General features: G+C 59.4%; 19 protein-coding genes and 1 tRNA gene. All 20 read right to left on the bottom strand.

Annotated features, from left to right (window positions below; translation table 11 throughout):
• Window positions 1–74: 74 nt before the first annotated feature.
• The 20 genes from rpsD to rsmB all read right to left on the bottom strand — a co-directional run bounded on the left by rpsD (window position 75) and on the right by rsmB (window position 12,704).
• Window positions 75–698 (bottom strand): 30S ribosomal protein S4, encoded by a 624-nt coding sequence (rpsD, locus tag ACFO3A_RS08185; protein ID WP_377725529.1) that lies wholly within the window; start codon window positions 696–698, stop codon window positions 75–77.
• A gap of 88 nt (window positions 699–786) precedes the next feature.
• Window positions 787–1,188 carry a 30S ribosomal protein S11 gene (rpsK, locus tag ACFO3A_RS08180; protein WP_377725527.1) on the bottom strand — a complete coding sequence of 134 codons (402 nt, stop codon included), beginning with the start codon at window positions 1,186–1,188 and terminating at the stop codon, window positions 787–789.
• Between the two features lie 18 nt (window positions 1,189–1,206).
• Window positions 1,207–1,572: a 30S ribosomal protein S13 gene (gene rpsM / locus ACFO3A_RS08175; protein WP_377725525.1), complete on the bottom strand. Its 366-nt coding sequence runs from the start codon at window positions 1,570–1,572 to the stop codon at window positions 1,207–1,209.
• 22 nt (window positions 1,573–1,594) lie between these two features.
• Entirely contained in the window at window positions 1,595–1,708 is a 114-nt protein-coding gene (rpmJ, locus tag ACFO3A_RS08170; RefSeq protein WP_207574359.1) for a 50S ribosomal protein L36, read from the bottom strand.
• A gap of 134 nt (window positions 1,709–1,842) precedes the next feature.
• Window positions 1,843–3,162: a preprotein translocase subunit SecY gene (secY, locus tag ACFO3A_RS08165; RefSeq protein WP_377725524.1), complete on the bottom strand. Its 1,320-nt coding sequence runs from the start codon at window positions 3,160–3,162 to the stop codon at window positions 1,843–1,845.
• Between the two features lie 21 nt (window positions 3,163–3,183).
• The gene (gene rplO, locus ACFO3A_RS08160) at window positions 3,184–3,615 is read right to left on the bottom strand and encodes a 50S ribosomal protein L15 (protein WP_377725740.1); all 432 of its coding nucleotides are present in this window, start codon (window positions 3,613–3,615) and stop codon (window positions 3,184–3,186) included.
• Window positions 3,616–3,625: 10 nt separating this feature from the next.
• On the bottom strand, window positions 3,626–3,808 hold the full coding sequence (gene rpmD / locus ACFO3A_RS08155) for a 50S ribosomal protein L30 (protein WP_054065037.1): 183 nt from the start codon (window positions 3,806–3,808) through the stop codon (window positions 3,626–3,628).
• 13 nt (window positions 3,809–3,821) lie between these two features.
• Window positions 3,822–4,340, bottom strand: a complete 519-nt coding sequence (rpsE, locus tag ACFO3A_RS08150) for a 30S ribosomal protein S5 (RefSeq protein ID WP_377725522.1) — start codon at window positions 4,338–4,340, stop codon at window positions 3,822–3,824.
• 15 nt (window positions 4,341–4,355) lie between these two features.
• Window positions 4,356–4,721, bottom strand: coding sequence for a 50S ribosomal protein L18 (rplR, locus tag ACFO3A_RS08145; protein ID WP_377725739.1), 366 nt, complete (start codon window positions 4,719–4,721; stop codon window positions 4,356–4,358).
• Window positions 4,722–4,732: 11 nt separating this feature from the next.
• Window positions 4,733–5,266 carry a 50S ribosomal protein L6 gene (gene rplF, locus ACFO3A_RS08140; RefSeq protein ID WP_377725521.1) on the bottom strand — a complete coding sequence of 178 codons (534 nt, stop codon included), beginning with the start codon at window positions 5,264–5,266 and terminating at the stop codon, window positions 4,733–4,735.
• A 25-nt stretch (window positions 5,267–5,291) separates the two neighbouring features.
• Window positions 5,292–5,687 (bottom strand): 30S ribosomal protein S8, encoded by a 396-nt coding sequence (gene rpsH, locus ACFO3A_RS08135; protein WP_377725519.1) that lies wholly within the window; start codon window positions 5,685–5,687, stop codon window positions 5,292–5,294.
• Between the two features lie 18 nt (window positions 5,688–5,705).
• Entirely contained in the window at window positions 5,706–6,011 is a 306-nt protein-coding gene (rpsN, locus tag ACFO3A_RS08130; protein ID WP_377725517.1) for a 30S ribosomal protein S14, read from the bottom strand.
• 8 nt (window positions 6,012–6,019) lie between these two features.
• Complete coding sequence (gene rplE, locus ACFO3A_RS08125; RefSeq protein WP_377725514.1) at window positions 6,020–6,559, bottom strand: 50S ribosomal protein L5; 540 nt, start codon at window positions 6,557–6,559, stop codon at window positions 6,020–6,022.
• 10 nt (window positions 6,560–6,569) lie between these two features.
• Complete coding sequence (gene rplX, locus ACFO3A_RS08120; protein ID WP_377725513.1) at window positions 6,570–6,890, bottom strand: 50S ribosomal protein L24; 321 nt, start codon at window positions 6,888–6,890, stop codon at window positions 6,570–6,572.
• 10 nt (window positions 6,891–6,900) lie between these two features.
• On the bottom strand, window positions 6,901–7,269 hold the full coding sequence (gene rplN / locus ACFO3A_RS08115) for a 50S ribosomal protein L14 (RefSeq protein WP_207574351.1): 369 nt from the start codon (window positions 7,267–7,269) through the stop codon (window positions 6,901–6,903).
• Between the two features lie 264 nt (window positions 7,270–7,533).
• Window positions 7,534–7,609 (bottom strand) — tRNA-Phe (locus tag ACFO3A_RS08110).
• Window positions 7,610–7,686: 77 nt separating this feature from the next.
• Complete coding sequence (locus ACFO3A_RS08105) at window positions 7,687–8,349, bottom strand: response regulator (protein ID WP_377725511.1); 663 nt, start codon at window positions 8,347–8,349, stop codon at window positions 7,687–7,689.
• A gap of 41 nt (window positions 8,350–8,390) precedes the next feature.
• Window positions 8,391–10,706 carry a sensor histidine kinase gene (locus ACFO3A_RS08100; protein ID WP_377725509.1) on the bottom strand — a complete coding sequence of 772 codons (2,316 nt, stop codon included), beginning with the start codon at window positions 10,704–10,706 and terminating at the stop codon, window positions 8,391–8,393.
• A complete protein-coding gene (locus tag ACFO3A_RS08095; protein WP_377725508.1) occupies window positions 10,703–11,413 on the bottom strand; it encodes a DUF4390 domain-containing protein in 711 nt (236 codons plus the stop codon). Before ACFO3A_RS08095 ends, ACFO3A_RS08100 begins: the two co-directional genes overlap by 4 nt.
• Entirely contained in the window at window positions 11,373–12,704 is a 1,332-nt protein-coding gene (gene rsmB / locus ACFO3A_RS08090) for a 16S rRNA (cytosine(967)-C(5))-methyltransferase RsmB (RefSeq protein WP_377725507.1), read from the bottom strand. The genes ACFO3A_RS08095 and rsmB overlap by 41 nt, the downstream gene beginning before the upstream one ends.
• Window positions 12,705–12,859 lie beyond the last annotated feature (155 nt).

Genomic DNA, 12,859 nt, shown 5'->3' with positions numbered 1-12,859 from the left:
AGGCTGGTGAAGCACCCAAGCCGCCATGTCTTACGGCTTGGGAACAGGATTAGGCGAAGAATCAACCCGCGAAATTAACGCGAGTACAACTCGACAATCAGCGATTCGTTGATATCGGCACCAAACTGATCGCGATCGGGCACTTGTTTGAAAGTGCCTTCCACCTTGTCCTGGCTGACTTCGACCCATGCGGGGAAGCCCACTTGTGCGGCCAATTGCAGAGCTTCGACGATACGAGCCTGTTTCTTGGACTTTTCGCGCACAGCGACCACGTCGCCCGTCTTCACCAGGTAGGAAGGGATGTTCACGCACTGGCCATTCACGGTGATCGCCTTATGCGACACCAGCTGACGGGCTTCAGCGCGGGTGGAGCCGAACCCCATGCGGTACACCACGTTGTCCAGACGGGTTTCCAGCAGGCCCAGCAGGTTCGCACCGGTGTTGCCACGGCGGCGGTCTGCCTCTTCGAAGTAGCGGCGGAATTGCTTTTCCAGCACGCCGTACATGCGCTTGACCTTCTGCTTTTCGCGCAGTTGCAAACCGTAGTCGGAAGTGCGCTGACCGGAAGTGCGGCCATGCTGACCAGGCTTGGTGTCAAACTTGGCCTTGTCGGCGATCGAGCGACGAGCGCTCTTCAGAAACAGGTCGGTGCCTTCACGGCGGGAGAGTTTGGCCTTGGGGCCGATATAACGTGCCACTTGTGTTCCTTTGTTTAACTGCCGCGTCTGAAACGCGGGAGCCGCCCACGTTGCAAAGCAAACGGGGCGGCGGTGGGCTTACAAAATTTTAGATACGACGACGCTTTTGGGGGCGGCAGCCGTTGTGGGGAACCGGCGTCACGTCGGCGATCGACGTGATACGGATACCCAGAGCACCCAGAGCGCGAACCGAAGATTCACGGCCGGGGCCGGGACCTTTGATTTCCACTTCCAGATTCTTGATACCTTGCTCCATGGCAGCGCGGCCAGCCACTTCGGATGCTACCTGGGCAGCAAACGGGGTGGATTTACGCGAACCCTTGAAGCCCTGACCGCCCGAAGAGGCCCACGACAGAGCGTTGCCCTGGCGGTCAGTGATGGTGATGATGGTGTTGTTGAACGACGCATGCACGTGGGCGATACCGTCCGAAATGTTCTTGCGAACCTTCTTGCGTACGCGGGCTGCTGCGTTGTTGGGAGACTTAGCCATAGTCAGTAACTCTCAATCTTATTTCTTCAGGGTCACGGCGCCTTTGCGCGGACCTTTGCGGGTACGTGCATTGGTGCGAGTGCGCTGACCGCGCATGGGCAGACCACGACGATGACGGAAACCGCGGTAGCAACCAATGTCCATCAAACGCTTGATGTTCATGGTCGTTTCACGACGCAGGTCGCCTTCCAGAGTCATGCCATTGAGCTGGTCGCGGATCTTTTCCAGATCGGCGTCCGTCAAGTCCTTGACTTTCTTGGAGTATTCGATACCGCATGCTTCGCAGATTTTGCGAGCTGTGGGACGACCGATGCCATAAATAGCAGTCAGGCCGATCTCAGCGTGCTTGTGCGGCGGGATGTTAATGCCAGCTATACGAGCCATATATGTCCTCTGATACCTTTAATCAACCTTGGCGCTGCTTATGGCGCTGATCCGTGCAAATCACCCGTACCACACCGTGGCGGCGAATGATCTTGCAGTTACGGCAGATTTTTTTGACCGAAGCCGAAACTTTCATTTCTTTCTCCTAAAACTTTACATCCGGCACAACACTTCCATCGAGACCTACGTCTGCTCTTCAGGAAGCGGTGTCAGCGCTCATCTATCTGTTCATGGCCTCTTGCACCTGTCAACAAAGCAAGAGGGGCTCTCTCAAAGAGCCGTTTTAAAGTTGGCCTTCTTCAGCAAGGATTCGTACTGCTGGCTCATCATGTAGTTCTGCACCTGAGCCATGAAGTCCATCGTCACCACCACAATAATCAGCAGCGATGTCCCCCCGAAGTAGAACGGAACGTTGTACTTGAGGATCAGGAACTCCGGCAACAGACACACAAAGGTGATGTAAACCGCACCAGCCAGTGTCAAACGCACCAGAATCTTGTCAATGTAGCGGGCCGTATTGTCCCCAGGACGAATCCCGGGAATGAAAGCACCGCTCTTCTTCAGATTATCGGCGGTCTCGCGGCTGTTGAACACGAGTGCCGTATAGAAGAAGCAGAAAAAGACGATTGCGGCTGCGTAGAACATCACATAAATCGGCTGACCAGGGGTCAACGTGCTTGCAATGTCCTTCAACGTGCGCGACAACCAGCTTTCACCGGAACCACTGAACCAATTCACCGCTGTAGCAGGCAGCAGGATGATGGAGGAAGCGAAGATGGGAGGGATCACCCCGGCCATGTTCAGCTTCAGCGGCAGATGCGAAGACTGCCCACCATACACTTTGTTGCCGACTTGGCGGCGTGCGTAATTCACCAAAATCTTGCGCTGTCCTCGCTCGACAAACACGACGAAGTACGTCACTGCTGCCACAACAAGAACAATGAAGATGGCGACCGGAATGCCCATGGCGCCGGTACGAACCAGTTCCAGCAATCCACCAATCGAGCTGGGCAGGCCTGCGGCGATACCAGCAAAGATCAAGATGGAAATACCGTTACCCAGACCACGCTCGGTGATCTGCTCGCCCAGCCACATCAGGAACATGGTCCCTGCCGTCAGACTGACCACCGCTGTCATGCGAAAGCCGAATCCCGGAGCGAGTACCAATCCCTGCTGACTTTCCAAAGCAACCGCAATCCCCAACGATTGAAAGAGCGCCAGGCCCAAAGTGCCATAGCGGGTGTACTGGGTCACCTTACGGCGACCTGCCTCACCCTCTTTCTTGAGCTGCTCAAACATCGGTACCACATAGGTCATGAGCTGCATGATGATCGATGCCGAGATGTACGGCATGATCCCCAAAGCAAACACTGTGAAGCGCTCCAGCGCCCCACCCGAGAACATGTTGAACAGGTTGAGAATGCCCTGCTGGCCATTGAACAGCTGCTGCAATTGCGCTGGGTCGATGCCCGGCACGGGGATATGTGCCCCGATGCGGTACACGACCAGCGCAAGCAACAGAAAAACCAAACGACGACGCAAATCGCCAAATTTGTCGGTTTTTGCCATTTGAGCTGCGCTAGTAGCCACGGATGCCTTCTTTCAGTGATATCAGGCGACAGCGCCGCCTGCGGCTTCGATAGCAGCCTTGGCGCCGGCGGTTGCACCGATACCAGACAACTTCACAGCCTTGGTGATTTCGCCACACTTGATAACCTTGACCACCTGGGCCAAGGCCGGTACCAAGCCGGCTTGCTTCAGAGTCGCCACATCCACCTCAGCTGCGCCGAGCTGTTCAAGCGCACGCAGAGTCACCTCGGCATTGAACTTGAGGGAAGCAGACTTGAAGCCACGCTTGGGCAGGCGACGCTGCAAAGGCATTTGACCGCCTTCGAAACCCACCTTGTGGTAGCCACCCGAGCGCGACTTCTGGCCTTTATGGCCACGGCCAGCGGTTTTACCCAGGCCAGAACCGATGCCACGGCCAACGCGACGTTTAGCGTGTTTGGCGCCTTCTGCGGGTTTGATGCTATTGAGTTCCATCATCAATCCTTTACAGAACCTTCACCAAATAGGCGATTTTGTTGATCATGCCGCGCACTGCAGGCGTGTCCTGCAATTCGCTGACGCTATTGAGCTTGCGCAGACCCAGGCCACGAACAGTCGCACGGTGCGACTCTTTGGTACCAATGGGACTCCGAACCAGCTGCACCTTGATGGTTTGTTGTGTAGACATTACGCCACTCCAATCAAGCGAACAGGTCTTCGACCGACTTGCCACGCTTGGCAGCGATCTCAGCCGGTGTATTGCCGTTCTTCAGTGCGTCGAAAGTAGCACGCACCATGTTGTAGGGGTTCGAAGTGCCATGGCTCTTGGCCACGATGTCGGTAATACCAACCACTTCGAAAACGGCACGCATCGGGCCACCAGCGATGATGCCGGTACCCTTGGGAGCGGGGTGCAGTTCCACGCGGGCTGCACCGTGGTGGCCGGTCACGCTGTGGTGGATGGTGCCGTCTTTCAACGACACTTTCACCAGATTGCGACGCGACTCTTCCATGCCTTTTTGCACGGCAGCGGGCACTTCCTTGGATTTGCCTTTGCCCATGCCGACACGGCCATCACCATCGCCAACCACGGTCAACGCAGCAAAGCCGAGGATACGACCGCCTTTGACAACCTTGGTGACGCGATTTACCGCGATCATCTTTTCGCGCAAACCGTCGTCACGACCTTCGTCTTGCACTTTAGGGGAAAATTTTGCCATTTCTATCCGCTCCGCTTAGAACTGCAGACCCGCTTCACGAGCGGCTTCTGCCAGGGCCTTGACGCGGCCGTGGAATGCAAAACCAGCACGATCAAACGCCACCTTCTCGACGCCAGCAGCCTTAGCCTTTTCGGCAATGCGCTTGCCGATCAGGGTTGCAGCAGCCACGTTGCCGCCTTTGCCAGCCGCGCCCAGTTGGGCACGCACTTCGGCTTCGACGGTAGAGGCCGAAGCCAGCACCTTGGTGCCGCAGCCAGAAACAACGCAAGCGTAAATATGCGTATTGGTACGATTGACGCTCAAACGCGCAACCCCTTGCTGGGCAATACGGATGCGGGTTTGGCGAGCACGGCGCAGACGCTGTTCTTTTTTGTTCAACATCATGCAGCTCCTTACTTCTTCTTGGTCTCTTTGATCGTGACCTTCTCACCCGTATAACGGATGCCCTTGCCCTTGTAAGGCTCGGGAGGACGAACGGCACGGATATCAGCGGCCAGTTGACCAACCACCTGACGATCGGCACCCTTGATCACGATTTCAGTCGGCGAAGGGCAGGCCACGGTGACGCCAGCAGGCATCTCAAAATCCACGGGGTGCGAAAAACCCACGTTCAGATTGAGCTTGCTGCCAGAGGCTGCAGCCTTAAAGCCCACGCCAATCAGGGTCAGTTTCTTCTCGAAGCCTTCCGTGACGCCCTTGACCATGTTGTTGACCAACTGGCGGAAAGTACCGGCCAGTGCGTCCGCATCACGGGAATCGTTGGCGGGCACAAAGGACAGCTTGCCGTCGTTGTTGCTGATGTTCACCAAAGGATGCACGGCCAGGGTCAGATCACCGCCCTTGCCTTTGACCTTGATGGAGCCAGCGTTCAGAGCCACTTCCACACCAGCGGGAATGGCGATATTTGCTTTTGCTACGCGAGACATTTCAGTATTACTCCTTCAATGCTCGTTAGGCCACATAGCACAGCACTTCGCCACCGACGCCGGTAGCACGTGCTTTGCGATCAGTCATCACACCCTTGGGGGTGGTGACAATGGCCACGCCCAGGCCGTTCATGACCTGAGGGATTGCGTGACGGCCTTTGTACACGCGCAGGCCAGGACGGCTAACGCGCTCGATACGCTCGATCACAGGGCGACCGGCGTAGTACTTCAGGCTAATCACCAGTTCAGACTTGCCTTCGTCGGTCTTGACTTCAAAACCGTCGATATAGCCTTCATCCTTCAGCACCTGGGCAATGGCCACCTTCACTTTGGAGGCGGGGGCTGCCACAGTGGCTTTCGACACCATTTGGGCGTTGCGGATGCGGGTCAGCAAGTCGGCGATAGGATCACTCATGCTCATCTTATTTCTCCTACTTGCTTACCAGCTGGCTTTGGTAACACCGGGGATGTCACCAGCAAAGGCCAGTTCACGAATCTTGATGCGACCCAGACCGAATTGACGGAAAGTGCCACGAGGACGACCCGTGATTTCGCAACGTGCACGCTGACGCGTCGGATTGGCGTTGCGGGGCAGTTTTTGCAGAGCCAGGCGGGCAGCATCGCGCTCTTCGTCGCTACGCTTGGCATCGCCAGCAGTTGCCTTCAGTTCTGCGTATTTGGCAGCGTATTTGGCAGCCAGTTTTTCGCGCTTGAGTTCGCGCTCGATCAGTGCTTTCTTAGCCATGCGCCACCTCAGTTCTTGAAGGGGAATTTGAATGCGGAGAGCAGTGCCTTGCACTCATCGTCCGTCTTCGCCGTCGTCGTGATGCTGATGTTCAGACCACGCAGAGCATCCACTTTGTCGTATTCGATTTCAGGGAAGATGATCTGTTCTTTGACGCCAACGTTGTAGTTGCCGCGCCCATCGAACGAGCGGCCAGAAATACCACGGAAGTCACGCACGCGGGGCAGGGCCACGGTGACGAAACGATCCAGGAATTCATACATCTGAACACCGCGCAGGGTCACCATGCAGCCAATAGCCTGGCCTTCACGGATTTTGAAACCAGCGATAGCTTTCTTGGCCTTGGTCACCACGGGCTTTTGACCAGCAATTTTGGTCAGGTCAGCCACGGCGTGGTCCAGCACCTTCTTGTCGGCCACGGCTTCGCCCACACCCATGTTCAGGGTGATTTTGCTCAGACGGGGCACTTCCATAGCGGAGGTGTAGCCAAACTTTTCTTTCAGTTCAGCCGCGATTTTTTCGCGATAGAGTTTTTGCAGTCGTGCCATGTGTTGCTCCTTAGGCAGCCTTGATTTCAGCGCCATTGGACTTGAACACGCGAACACGTGTGCCGTCGGCGTTCACCTTGATGCCCACGCGGTCAGCCTTGCCCGTAGCGGCATTGAAGATCGCCACGTTGGATTGGTGGATAGGCATGGCCTTTTCCACGATACCGCCGTTGGTGCCCTTCATGGGGTTGGGCTTGACGTGTTTCTTCACCAGGTTGATGCCTTCCACGACGACGCGGGACTCATCCTTGCGCAGGCTCACAACGCCACGCTTACCTTTGTCACGACCGGTCAACACGATGACTTCGTCGCCTTTGCGAATCTTGTTCATGGTGTTTCCTTTAGAGAACTTCAGGTGCCAGAGACACGATCTTCATGAACTTTTCGGTACGCAGTTCACGTGTCACGGGGCCAAAAATACGGGTACCGATGGGTTCCAGTTTGGCGTTCAACAGCACGGCGGCATTAGAGTCGAACTTGACCAGGGAGCCGTCTGCACGACGGATACCCTTGGCAGTACGAACCACTACAGCGCTGTACACGTCACCTTTTTTGACGCGACCACGCGGAGCGGCTTCCTTGATGCTCACCTTGATGATGTCACCAACACTGGCATAGCGACGATGAGAACCACCCAGCACCTTGATGCACTGGACAGACTTCGCGCCGGTGTTATCGGCAACCTCTAACCGAGATTCTGTTTGGATCATTTCAATATTCCCAACTTGCTCCAGCAGTTACGGACAGCCCCAGAGTCTTCTCAAGGGCTGAACTTGCAGCCGGTCAGTCTTGGGCCCGTCGTCCATCTCCCGGACCATTCCGAAAGACTTCCCGCTGGGCAGATACTTCTTCGCACTTTAGATGCGAAGCCCGTCATTGTGACAACAAGCATTTCACTTGTCAAGTCAATGACCCCATCCTGCATACCAAAGTAAAAAACCCCGCTGCATTTACATGCAACAGGGTTTTGAATCTGGTGGCCTGGGACGGGATCGAACCGCCGACACGCGGATTTTCAATCCGCTGCTCTACCAACTGAGCTACCGGGCCAATACAAGCTTGCACTTGCGTTGAAGCTGGTATTGTAGATCAGATTTTTCACTTTTTTCTCAAAAAGCAGAGTTTTCTTAATTTTTACGCCCTCGTCCCAGATCGACCCCCAGTTGCCGCAGTTTTCGATACAGGTGGGTTCGCTCCAGGCCGGTCTTTTCTGCCACCCGGGTCATGGACCCGCCCTCGCGGGCCAGGTGAAACTCGAAATAAGCCCGTTCAAATCCATCGCGGGCCTCGCGCAGGGGGCGATCCAGATCAAATCCCTGGTGCGCATGGAGCTGGACTTCAGTGAAACTGCCCGAGAACTCTTCGCCGACACCCTTGACGAGAGCCTGAGGAGCATTTCCGCCCGCAGCGCGGGGAGCAGCCTGGGGGCGGCTGGCAAGCCCCTGCTCAACGGCCTTGAGCAGTTTTTGCAGGGTAATGGGCTTTTCCAGAAAGGAGTGAGCGCCAATGCGGGTGGCCTCGACGGCGGTTTCAATGGTGGCATGGCCACTCATCATGATGACGGGCATGGTCAGCAACCCGGACGAGGCCCATTCTTTCAGGAGGGATACGCCATCGGTATCCGGCATCCAGATATCCAGCAACACCAGGTCATACAAATGGGAGGCCCGCGCAGCACGTGCCTGTGTTGCGTTCTCGGCCACGTCTACGCTGTGGCCTTCGTCGTTCAGTATTTCCAGTAACAAGTCTCGGATGCCGAGCTCATCGTCTACCACCAGTATGTTTGCCATGTCTCTAAGAAAATAGTTGTCGCACGCGGTCAGCCGCCCTCTCACGGCTGCCCTGGGCCCTGATCAAGGGCAAATGATAGCGACACTTGCGCCCCTTGCACGACACCGTTTTCGATGCGGTTGGATAAATCGATGCGGGCACCGTGTTCATCGGCGATTTTTTTCACGACGGCCAGCCCCAGCCCGGTTCCTTTGGGTTTGGTCGTGACGTAGGGCTCGAAGGCGCGTTGCAGCAGTGCCTCGGGGAAGCCACAGCCGCCATCGGCAACGGTGATGCGCACCCTGCGCGTGGCAGCGTTCCAATGGGTGCTGAGGATGACAGGCGTGGGGACCAGCCCCTCCATTTGCGCACGCTGCAAGCTGGCGTCCTGGGCGTTTTGCACCAGGTTGTGCAGCACCTGGCGCAGTTGCTGGGCATCGGCGGCGATCAACGGGCATTGCGCATCCAGCTCCTGCTGCACCGGCACCAGCACGCCCTCCTCCTTATAGAGCTGCAAGACATCCTGCACCAGGGCATTGACATCCACCGGCTGCAGCTGGGCCGGCGGCAGGCGGGCGTAATCGCGAAACTCATTGACCAGCCGCAGCATGGCGGCGACCTGATCGACGATGGTCTTGACCGATTTGTGCAGGAGCGCCTCTTCGGTCGGCGGAAGCTTGCCCGCCAGTTTCAGGGCCAGCCGCTCTGCGGAGAGTTGAATCGGAGTCAGGGGATTTTTGATTTCGTGAGCCACGCGCCGGGCCACCTCGGCCCAGGCCTTGGAGCGCTGGGCCGAGACGATTTCCGAAATATCGTCAAACACCACCAGCCGCTGATCGTGGGGCAGCAGCGCCCCGCGCACGACCAGGGTGATTTTGTCCTGCGGCACCTCGCCTGCCGCCTCGGCTGCCAGCGGCTGGGCCAGAAATTCGAATACCTGCTGCCAGCGTGGATGGGCGACGCCCGCCTGGCGGGCTTCCAGAAACTGCGCAAACTGCTCCTCGACCATGGCGGCAAAACCGGCCAGGGCAGGCATCTGCCCCAGCTCCTGGCCGCAATGGGCCGACAGGTTGCAACGCAGGATATGGGCTGCGCCCGGGTTGCCGATGACGATCCGCCACCGGGTGTCCAGCACCAGCACCCCGGCCGTCAGGTTGTCCAGAATGGTCTGCAAATTGGTACGGGCCGCCTGGATTTCCTCCACCCCGCGATCGACGGCGGTACGCGCCTCCAGGAGCTGCTGGGTCATGAGCGCAAAAGAGCGGGTCAGCCCGCCGACCTCGTCCCGCGCCAGGGAGACGGCCTTGGGCGTCAGATCGCCCCGGGCCACGTCCCGCACGCCCTGGGCCAGCAGCAGCAAGGGCTGGGCCAGATGGTTGCCGAACAATACCGCCAGCAGCACGGCGCCAAATACGGCGAGGAAAAGGCTCAGCGTCAGGGTGCCGATGTACATGCGCCGCAGGCCCTGGCGGGCCAGCGAGCGCTCCTGGTATTCGCGGTGGGCTTCCTGCACGGCCAAGGCATTGCTGACCAGAGGGGCGGGCAAGGCAATGGTGGCTTGCAGGAAGCGGTTGTCCGCCAGCAGGCCCAAGCGGGCATTCGGCACGGTGACCAGGACGCGCACCCGCACCTGACTGAGATCGACGGTGCCCCCGACCCCGAAGTCGTCATCCAGGCCTTCGATGGTGGTCACCGGGCGCTGACTGGCCCGCAGGGTGCGCAGCACCTGGGCGCTGGGGCGCTCCGGGGCCAGCTCCAGCAACGACGCACCCGCTGCGGCAACGACCACCCCGGCACTGTTCCAGAGCACCAGATCGGAGGCACCAAGCTGGTCACGCATCCGCTCCAGCACCAGTCCCGCACCGGCGTCCGAGACATCGGCCAGCTGGGCGCTGGCGTTGCGGGTGTTGTTGGCCATGTCGTTGGCCATGGCATCCAGGGTGACGCTGGCCAGATTCACCCCGGCCGTAAGCGCCCCTTCGACCTTGATATCGAACCAGCTTTCGATGGAGCGGGAAACGAACTGGTAGGACACCACGTAAATCAGTGCCCCCGGCAGCACCCCCACCAGAGCAAAGATCGTGGCCAGCTTCAGCAACAGGCGGCTGCCGAACTTGCGCTGGCGCCAGCGCAGCAGCAGCCGCATCGCCATCCACAGCAGCACGGCAAACAGCAAGCCGGCCACCAGCACGTTCAGCCCGAAGAGCCAGACGTAGTAGTCCTCGTAAAGCTGCCGATTATTGGTCGCCAGCGTCAGCAAAAAGAGCAGCACCAGCCCCAGGGCCGCCATCACGGCAGAGCCTATGCCCAGAATCCAGCGGGCGGACTTGCGCAGCCGCTGGGCCCGCCGTTCATCATGCTCCTGCGCTTCGGTCACAACTGCTCCAGGGCAAAGGGCTGCTCCTGCTGCACCAGCAAATTCCAGTCCGAACGGCCAAAAACTCCAATTTGCAGGGGCTTGGGCAGTTGCGACAGGTCGATGCGAAAGCGCAACTGCAAGACCACCGGCCCCTGCGCCGGCAGCGCCTGCCGCGCCCCGATGCGCCAGCGCACCCAGTGCTGCAACGCCTGCACGGCATCTTCCAGACTGGCATACGAACTGCCCAGGGCCTCGGCCCGCAGCCCCAGGCCATTGAACGGATGGCTGCCCTGGTGCAGGCGCCAGCGGTGGGTCAGAACCTGGTAGCTCAGGCGGTAATAGCGGGTGGCGGACAGCAAGAGCTGGTCGCTCCAGTACCAGCGCTTGCGCAGCAGGCGCACATCGGCGATGAAATGCACCGCCACCCCTTTGCGCAGAGCCTGCTCGACGGCCACGGGCAGTTGCCACTGCACGTCGGTACTGAGCAGCAAGTCGCCCGACTCCTGTTGCAGAAGCACGCCGCCGTCCAGGCGCAAGGCTGTTTCAGCCTCCAGCGCGGTGACAGGGATATCGACAGCTTCCTCGGCCTGCGCCATAGGCATCCAGGCCGCCAGGGCGCCCACGCTGCAACACCCCAGCGCCACCAGCAAGCGGCGGCGATGGGGTTGGTGGACGGCGCTGGCGCTAGGCTTTTTTGAGCAGCAGGGCGTAGAAGAATCCATCATGGTCACCGGCCGGATTGTCCGCCACCGTACCGGCGCCGGGCAGCAAATGTCCGGGAGAAGGCTGCCAATCCACCGTTTTGTTGCGTGCAACAAACGCCTCGATTTGTCCCAGCCCTTCTTCATGGAACACCGAGCAGGTGCAATACACCATCCGGCCACCGGGCTTGAGCTGCGCCCACAACACATCCAGCAGCCGCGCCTGCAGGGCCGCCAGTTGCGCAATGTCGCTGTGGCGGCGCAGCCAGCGCACGTCCGGGTGGCGGCGCACGATGCCCGAGGCCGAGCAAGGCGCATCCAGCAGGATGGCATCGAACTGCATCCCCGGGCGGGGCAGCCACCGGGCCGGCTCGGCGGCATCGGCCACGATCACCTGGGCGGACAGGTTCAGCCGCTCCAGCGTCTGGTGGATACGCTGGCTGCGCCGGGCGTCCACCTCCAGCGCCAGCACCTGGGCCTGTCCGGGCGGGAGCAGCTCCAGCAGATGCGCCGTTTTACCGCCCGGGGCGGCGCAGGCATCCAGGATGTTGGCGCCGGGGGGAATCTGCCAGTCCCGCAACAGCAGGGGCGCAGCGAGTTGGGCCGCGCCATCCTGCACCGAGACCAGCCCCTGGGCGAAGCCCGGCAACGCCTGCACCGGCTGCGGCTGGCCCAGTTCGATCCCTTGCGGGCCAAACGGGCGGGCGGCTATCCCGGCCTGCGCCAGCAGGGCCAGATAGTCCGACTGGCTTATCTTTTGTAGCTGCACCCGCAGGGCCATCGGCGCATGGCGGTTGTTTTCATCCAGGATGCGTTCCCAATCGTTCGGGTACTGCTCCTGTAATTTCTTGATCCACCAATGGGGATGGTTGTAGCGGGCCTGCGCATCGGCATCGGTGGCGGCAATCAGGGCGTCCTGCTCGCGCAGAAAGCGGCGCAGGCAGGCGTTGATGAATCCGGCCTGGCGTTCCATCCCGCCCACGCGGGCGGCCTGCACGGTCTGATTGACCAGGGTGAAGGCGGTGTACGGCGCCTGCGCCGCATCCCACAACAGCGCCAGGGCCGTACACAGCAACGCATCGGCCTTGCCCGCTGGCGCCTTGGGCGCCAGTTGCACCCGCAGCGCCTGGGCCCGCCCCAGGGAGCGCAGCACCTGGAACAGCAGCGCCTGCACCCCGGCCCGGGCGGCCGGGGCGGTGTGTTCCAGCACCGTGGTGGTCGATTGCCCGGCCTGCACCTGTTGCAGCGCCTGGGCCACCAGCAGCAGTTGCTGGTGCAAGGCCGGGCCTTTGGCGGGGGGAGAAGAAGGATTCATGAATAAAAATAGCTGCTACCGACGATAAAAAAAGGATTTCAGAATGATTTCTATCTAAAACCTTTTGAATATCAGCGGTACAAGCACCTTATTTGATAGCTTGAAAGCGAACGGCAAAGAAAAAACAAACACCCCCGGCAAGCGCAAACCTACCG

This window comes from Comamonas nitrativorans (assembly GCF_042654765.1).
Lineage (GTDB): Bacteria > Pseudomonadota > Gammaproteobacteria > Burkholderiales > Burkholderiaceae_C > Comamonas > Comamonas nitrativorans.
This window is presented reverse-complemented; position numbering and strand designations above follow the sequence as displayed.